The sequence below is a fragment of the Streptomyces sp. SM1 genome (assembly GCF_002910825.1).
GTDB classification, from domain to species: Bacteria; Actinomycetota; Actinomycetes; order Streptomycetales; family Streptomycetaceae; genus Streptomyces; species Streptomyces okerensis.
Genome location: NZ_NEUB01000839.1, coordinates 1 through 5,079, shown reverse-complemented (window position 1 = coordinate 5,079; position 5,079 = coordinate 1). Strand labels below are relative to the sequence as shown.

At 70.1% G+C, this 5,079-nt stretch carries 3 protein-coding genes; 1 reads left to right on the top strand and 2 read right to left on the bottom strand.

From position 1 onward, the window contains the following. Window positions 1-4: 4 nt before the first annotated feature. Window positions 5-625: a hypothetical protein gene (locus B9S61_RS26990; protein ID WP_103544574.1), complete on the bottom strand. Its 621-nt coding sequence runs from the start codon at window positions 623-625 to the stop codon at window positions 5-7. A gap of 453 nt (window positions 626-1,078) precedes the next feature. Between B9S61_RS26990 and B9S61_RS26985 the strand changes: the two genes are divergently transcribed. After that, window positions 1,079-1,489, top strand: a complete 411-nt coding sequence (locus B9S61_RS26985) for an excalibur calcium-binding domain-containing protein (RefSeq protein ID WP_103544573.1) — start codon at window positions 1,079-1,081, stop codon at window positions 1,487-1,489. Window positions 1,490-1,635: 146 nt separating this feature from the next. On the opposite strand, the gene ppdK is transcribed toward B9S61_RS26985, so the two are convergent. Next, window positions 1,636-4,383 (bottom strand): pyruvate, phosphate dikinase, encoded by a 2,748-nt coding sequence (gene ppdK, locus B9S61_RS26980; RefSeq protein WP_374936248.1) that lies wholly within the window; start codon window positions 4,381-4,383, stop codon window positions 1,636-1,638. Between the last annotated feature and the right edge of the window lie 696 nt (window positions 4,384-5,079).

Sequence of the window (5,079 nt, the reverse complement as noted above, 5' to 3'; positions counted from 1 at the left end):
GCACTCAGAGGGACAGCAGCAGGGAGTCGGTCTTGCCCTGCCGCCGGCGCACGTGCCCGCGCCGGCCGGCCAGCACCGCCATGAGCGTCCACGCCACCAGTCCGGCGACCAGACCGCCGAGCCGCCCCGCGGGGTCGACCTGGTCCGCCCGCTCCATGGGCACCACGCCGTCCGGATCACGGATGACATCGAGCCGCTCACCCACCCGGGGAGCCCCGGAGCCCTTGTAGGTGAGCCGCTCCGCCAGTTCCTCACCGTCCGCCGTCCGCAGCGTGAGCCGGTGGTTGTTGTTGCCCTTGCCGGTCGCGCTGTCCGCGACGATCACCACGCTCTCGCGCACCCCGCGCACCTCCAGCGCCGCCTCGGGGGCGTACTGGACGGCCCCGACGAGGATGAACAGCCCGGGCACGAGGGACAGCAGGGCGATCCAGGCCGCGCGGTGCAGCAGCATCAGCAGCACGACGAACGCCAGGCACAGCACGACGCCCACGACGATGGGCACCACCACCCAGCGCAGCGCCAGATAGGACACGTACGTGGCGGCCAGCGCGGCGACCCACCCGCACAGCACCACCCAGGCCGTACGCCGCACCGACCGCCAGGGGTCGACGGCGTACCCGCCCATGGCGCTCAGCGGCCTGATGGTGCTCCTGCGTAACCGAAACGGCACCGTGTCCCCCGTGTTCCCCGCCGTGGCGGCTGTACAAGTCCGGCTCAGGACACTGTCGCTCCCGCATCGGGCGGGAACCGGCCGGCGCCCCCAGGCGGCCCGACCGAGGGCGCCTGCACGAACGCGGCCCGGCAGCACGGGCGTTGAGGGTCAAGGCCTCGCGCCTGCCGCGCGGACGGCGCGGGCCGGACTCCGCGTCCCGGGCCCGGACGCGGCTTCCCGGAGGGCGCCGGCGGCGAAGGGACCAGTGAAGGACCCGTTCCGCTCGTGGCGCTCCGCTACGGATTCATCACATCACGTTCACATCACAAGTGCCGCATACATCTCTGCAACACCACAGACCCCCCAGTAACTTCATCACGCCACAGCCCGGTACCGGCACCCGCATTCGATCTGGGGGCTACTCCCATGCATTCGATTCGCTCCTTCGCCACGGTTCTCGCAGCCCTCGCCCTGGCCGCCCTCCCTGTCACCGCCGTGGCCCACGACGGCGACCACCCCTTCGTGAGCTGCTCCGACGCCTACGAGAACGGATACTCGAGCATCTCCTCGGGGGACGACCACTACGGCCCGCAGCTGGACGCCGACGGCGACGGCGTCGCCTGCGACGAGCCGCCCGCGGACTTCACTCCGCGCGACAACACGGAGATCGGCGACACCACCGCCGTGACCGACACCGGTCCCACCGCCCAGGCCGACGACGACCTCGCCGAGACGGGCGACGACACCACCGGCTACCTGACCGTCATCGGCGGCTCCCTCGCCGTCCTAGCGGCAGGCGGCGCTCTCCTCATCGCCCTCCTGCGCCGCAGCAACTGACGACGCGCGCCTTCGCGCACCTCCGGTATGCAGGAAGGGGCGGCATCCCCGCACGGGTGCCGCCCCTACCTTTCGTGATCCGGAGCCGCTGCCGATCGGTGAGGGTGGTCGGGTGACAGGCAGCGGCTCCGGGGCTTCGCGTGCCCCTACCGGTGGTCGCTGCCCGCGGAGGTGACGGCCGCGCGGCCGGCCTCCAGGCGGGCGACCGGGATGCGGAACGGGGAGCAGGAGACGTAGTCCAGGCCCACCTCGTGGAAGAAGTGGACGGACTCCGGGTCGCCGCCGTGCTCGCCGCAGACGCCGAGCTTCAGGTCGGGCCGGGTCGCGCGGCCGGCCTTGGCGGCCAGCTTCACCAGGGAGCCGACGCCGTCCTTGTCGATCGTCTCGAACGGCGACACCCCGAAGATGCCCTTCTCCAGGTACGCCGTGAAGAACGAGGCCTCCACGTCGTCCCGGGAGAAGCCCCACACCGTCTGGGTGAGGTCGTTCGTGCCGAAGGAGAAGAACTCCGCCGCCTCGGCGATCTGGCCGGCGGTCAGCGCGGCGCGCGGCAGCTCGATCATCGTGCCGATGGCGAGCTTGAGCGAGGTGCCGGTGGCCTCCTGGACCTCCGCGATGACCTGGTCGGCCTCCTCGCGGACGATCTCCAGCTCCTGGACCGTGCCGACCAGCGGGATCATGATCTCCGCGCGCGGGTCGGCCTTGGCGGCCCTGCGCTCGGCCGCCGCCTCCGCGATGGCCCGTACCTGCATGGTGAACAGGCCGGGGATGACCAGGCCGAGGCGGACCCCGCGCAGACCCAGCATGGGGTTCTGCTCGTGCAGCCGGTGCACGGCCTGGAGCAGGCGCAGTTCGTTCTCGTGCGGCTCCTGCCGGGACTCGGCGAGGGCGACCCGGACCGACAGTTCGGTGATGTCGGGCAGGAACTCGTGCAGCGGCGGGTCGAGGAGGCGGATGGTGACCGGGAGGCCGTCCATCGCCTCGAAGAGTTCCACGAAGTCCCGCTTCTGGAGCGGCAGCAGGGCCTTCAGGGACTCCTCGCGCTCCGCCTCGGTGTCGGCGAGGATCAGGCGTTCGACCAGTTCCCGGCGGTCGCCGAGGAACATGTGCTCGGTGCGGCACAGGCCGATGCCCTGGGCGCCGAAGCGGCGGGCGCGCAGCGCGTCCTCGGCGTTGTCGGCGTTGGCGCGCACGCGCAGCCGGCGCTTGCGGTCGGCGAAGGCCATCATCCGGTGCACGGCCTCGACGAGCTCGTCGGCGTCGTCGGCGCCCGGGTGCATCCGGCCCTCGAAGTACTCCACGACGGGGGACGGGACGACCGGGACCTCGCCGAGGTAGACCTTGCCGGAGGAGCCGTCGATGGAGACGACGTCGCCCTCCTCCACCACGTGCCCGCCCGGGACGGTCATCCGGCGGCGCTTGGTGTCGACCTCCAGCTCCTCGGCGCCGCAGACACAGGTCTTGCCCATGCCGCGCGCGACGACGGCCGCGTGGGAGGTCTTGCCGCCGCGCGAGGTGAGGATGCCCTCGGCCGCGATCATGCCGTCGAGGTCGTCGGGGTTGGTCTCACGGCGGATCAGGATGACCTTCTCGCCGGACCTCGACCACTTGACGGCGGTGTAGGAGTCGAAGACCGCCTTGCCGACCGCCGCGCCCGGGGAGGCGGCGATGCCGCGCCCGACCTGCGCCACCTTCGCGTCCTCGTCGAAGCGCGGGAACATCAGCTGGGCGAGCTGGGCGCCGTTGACCCGGCAGAGCGCCTCGGCCTCGTCGATCAGGCCCTGGTCGACGAGCTGGGTGGCGATGCGGAAGGCGGCGCCCGCGGTGCGCTTGCCGACGCGGGTCTGGAGCATCCACAGCTGGCCGCGCTCGATGGTGAACTCGATGTCGCAGAGATCCTTGTAGTGGTTCTCCAGGGTCTCCATGATCTGCATCAGCTGGTCGTACGACTTCTTGTCGATCGACTCCAGATCCGCGAGCGGCACCGTGTTGCGGATGCCCGCGACCACGTCCTCGCCCTGCGCGTTCTGCAGGTAGTCGCCGTAGACGCCCTGGTGGCCGGAGGCGGGGTCGCGGGTGAAGGCGACGCCGGTGCCGGAGTCGGGGCCGAGGTTGCCGAAGACCATGGAGCAGACGTTGACGGCGGTGCCCAGGTCGTGCGGGATGCGCTCCTGGCGGCGGTAGAGCTTGGCGCGGTCGCCGTTCCAGGAGTCGAAGACGGCCTTGATGGCGAGGTCCATCTGCTCGCGCGGGTCCTGCGGGAAGTCCCGGCCGGCCTCGGTCTTGACGATCTTCTTGAACTTGGTGACGAGTTTCTTGAGGTCGGCGGCCTCGAGCTCGGTGTCGACGGTGACCTTCTTGGCGGCCTTCGCCGCGTCCAGCGCGTCCTCGAAGAGCTCGCCGTCGACGCCCAGGACGGTCTTGCCGAACATCTGGATGAGGCGCCGGTAGGAGTCCCACGCGAACCGGTCGTCGCCGGCCTGCTTGGCCAGGCCCTGTACGGACTTGTCCGACAGGCCGATGTTGAGGACGGTGTCCATCATGCCCGGCATGGAGAACTTGGCGCCGGAGCGGACCGACACGAGGAGGGGGTCGTCGGCCTGGCCGAGCTTCTTGCCCATCGTCGCCTCGAGGGCGTCGAGGTGCGCACTCACCTCGTCACGCAGTGCCGCCGGCTCCTCGCCACTGTCGAGGTAGGTCTTGCAGGCCTCGGTGGTGATGGTGAAGCCGGGCGGGACGGGAAGGCCCAGGTTGGTCATCTCGGCGAGGTTGGCACCCTTGCCGCCGAGCAGGTCCTTGAGGTCCTTGTTGCCCTCGGTGAAGTCGTAGACGAACTTCACGCCCTCAACGCTCGTGCCCGGCTGAGCTACGTGGGGATCTTTGTTTTCCGACACGGGTCTCGACTCCTCGAGGACGCGGTGGCTGCCCTGACGGCGAGGAATGTACCCAGATCAAAGGCGTCTGGGTACGTCCACTTGTGGGTCATGCGCCTGTAACCACCCGTGCGCCAGCGGATTGAAAGTCAAAGCTTGGCAAGCTAACACGGTCGGGTGTTTTCACTTCTTGAACGCATCACCTCACCATCAGGGCCCTCTTGCGCTCACATGAGCGGCAATCCCTCCGTCTGATTTCGCTCGATGAACGATCAGATCGTGGCACTGAGTGCCAACCTTTGAGAAGTGCAGCCGCCCCTGATCCGCTCATTTGAGCGCAACCCTTATCAAGGGTGGCGAGAATCACGCTGCCACACGGCGCCGGTTTTCACCATGCGGACCGGGACGGCGCCCGTTCGCAGGAAGACCGGCGGGCGTCCACGACCCGGATCGACGGGAGTCCGCCACGAGGACCGGCGCCCGTCCCCGCACCGGAACCGGCGGGCGCCCCGCACCGGAACCGGCAGGCCTCCGCCCGGCGACATCCCCGGTCAGATGAACGCGTGGGTCGGTTCGCCCGTACGGAACGATGGCGGACCCGGACCCCCACGCCGGGTCCGCCTTCTCCCCGGCCTCGGTACGGAAGGAACCTCCGGGTTGCCTGCCTTCACACGTGTCCTCGCACGCCTGCGCGCTCTCCCGCGCCCCCGCGGCCTC